Origin of the sequence: Brevibacterium salitolerans (assembly GCF_039531405.1) — a bacterium.
Lineage (GTDB): Bacteria > Actinomycetota > Actinomycetes > Actinomycetales > Brevibacteriaceae > Brevibacterium > Brevibacterium salitolerans.
In genome coordinates, this window is sequence record NZ_BAAAPZ010000013.1 from 1 (window position 1) to 1,387 (window position 1,387).

The window sequence follows — 1,387 nt, forward strand, 5'->3', positions numbered from 1 at the left end:
CAGACACACAAACCCCTACTACCCACAACCCCACGGCCATGACCCTCAAAGATTGGTGAACCACTCCGCCGGTCGGTACATCAGCTGTTCAGCTACTGCCTTCTCTCCGGCGGGCGAGAACTTACTCTAGTGCAACGGCGAGCAGCCGCGCAAGCTGGAACGCATGTGACCTGCGTCACTGCGTCGTGGCGGGTTCCAGACTCACCGGCGGAGGGGATCGGAAGCCCCCCGCTATCTCTCGTACACGTCCCGGCGCGGACCTGCCTCCACGGCGAAGATCACCAGTCTGTCCGGCTGCACGTCGACGATCACCCGATAGCCGCCGGCGATCCGGTAGGACCACAGCCCTTTGAGGTTGCCTCGCATCGGCTTCGCCGTGGCCGTGGGGTCATCCAGTTCAGCCGCCTCCTCGAGCTTGGCGATCATCCGGCGCACCGTCGCACGGTCGAGCTCACGCCGGAAGGCCTTCACGACCCGCGGGGCGTACTCAATCGTCCAGGCCAAGTTCAGCCTTCAGGTCGCGGTGGGAGACCGTCTTGAGCTCTCCCGCCCGATGAGCCTCCACATCGCGCAGGATTGCGTACTCCCACTCGATGCGATCGATCTCCCGTTCGATCATCTGATTGATGTAGAAGCTCTGAGACCGCCCAGTCTCTGCCGCCAGCTTCCTGATCCGCTGTTCGAGGTCGGTGTTGAGACGAACCGTCGTCGGCATACTGCACCTCCTGAGTACACGTATTCATTGTATTCGCTCCACGGCGAGACGACCAGAGGTTCGAGCCGGCAGCGTGCTGAACCGACACGCCCTCGCAAAGGCTCGTGCCCCCTGCCGCCGGCGCCGAGACACCAGGACAGCGCAAACCCACCGACACCCTGAGGGAACGCGGTACGGACGGTACGCCCACGCCGACCGGCGTTCCGGGTCACAGCGACCTGGTTCGGCACGGCACACGCCTGCTGCGCGAGTGACCGGACCGGTGAGTGCGCGACGCATGCACGACAGGGCTCCGACGTGAACGGGTTGAGGGATCCCCGGACATCGATGGCCTCGGGGCGAAGCAGGCGTGACGCCCCTGTCGCGGCTGCGCTGCCCCACACGCCTGGTAGGTGCGGACCTTCCGCCGGCGCCGCACACGCCATCCCACCCTGCCTGCGATCAAAGAACTCCTCGCGGTCACCAAAGGCCGCCACGGTGGCCGACGCCGCCACACGGACCGGACATGTCACCGCCCGGGACGCGAAATGGGCCGACTTCCTCGAGGGGCGCCCACGTCCCCACACGGCAAGCCGTGAGATCCACAAGCGCGTCAGCGACGTCTTCCTGGTGATGGCGCCGTTCTTCCTCGTGATCTTCTTCTACGACAACGAGCCCGTCCTCACGCTCCTG

Annotated in this window: 3 protein-coding genes; 1 reads left to right on the forward strand and 2 read right to left on the reverse strand. The window is 65.5% G+C overall.

Translation table 11 applies throughout. The annotated features are described in order from the left end of the window. Window positions 1-231: 231 nt before the first annotated feature. Together ABD240_RS13010 and relB are read right to left on the reverse strand one after the other, a co-directional pair. Complete coding sequence (locus ABD240_RS13010; protein WP_344337693.1) at window positions 232-504, reverse strand: type II toxin-antitoxin system RelE family toxin; 273 nt, start codon at window positions 502-504, stop codon at window positions 232-234. Further along, window positions 488-715, reverse strand: a complete 228-nt coding sequence (relB, locus tag ABD240_RS13015) for a type II toxin-antitoxin system RelB family antitoxin (RefSeq protein ID WP_344337695.1) — start codon at window positions 713-715, stop codon at window positions 488-490. The genes ABD240_RS13010 and relB overlap by 17 nt, the downstream gene beginning before the upstream one ends. 477 nt (window positions 716-1,192) lie before the next feature. Between relB and ABD240_RS13020 the strand changes: the two genes are divergently transcribed. After that, window positions 1,193-1,387 (forward strand): hypothetical protein (locus ABD240_RS13020; protein WP_344337696.1); only part of this gene is annotated, 195 nt, incomplete at its 3' end.